Source organism: Marinobacter iranensis (assembly GCF_029207565.1).
Taxonomy (GTDB): domain Bacteria; phylum Pseudomonadota; class Gammaproteobacteria; order Pseudomonadales; family Oleiphilaceae; genus Marinobacter; species Marinobacter iranensis.
This window is the reverse complement of sequence record NZ_JANCMW010000258.1, coordinates 1-260: the sequence shown is the minus strand read 5'-3', so window position 1 is coordinate 260 and position 260 is coordinate 1. Positions and strand designations below refer to the sequence as shown.

Here is a 260-nt window from a genome sequence, read left to right as displayed (position 1 = left end):
CCAGTGCTTTCGATCAGGCGGGTGCCCGGGTCGCCAGCGCGGATATGACCACCCACTTCGTCCTGGAACTTGTTCCACGCTTGTGGCGAGTTCCAGCCCGGCGACCAGGCGAACGGCACTTGCTGGCGCGGTTCGACGGAGCCCGAGTAACCTTCCATGGAGAAGGCGAACGCGGTGTCCGGATCTTGCGGGGTACGAGGTTCGTGCACGCTGATGTTGGCTCGCATGGCAGTACGGCCGCTGTAACGCAGCGGTTCGCG

Annotated in this window: 1 protein-coding gene; it reads right to left on the bottom strand. The window is 64.6% G+C overall.

The features are described from left to right. Positions 1 to 260 (bottom strand): hypothetical protein (locus tag NLU14_RS22280; protein ID WP_275710713.1); only part of this gene is annotated, 260 nt, incomplete at both ends.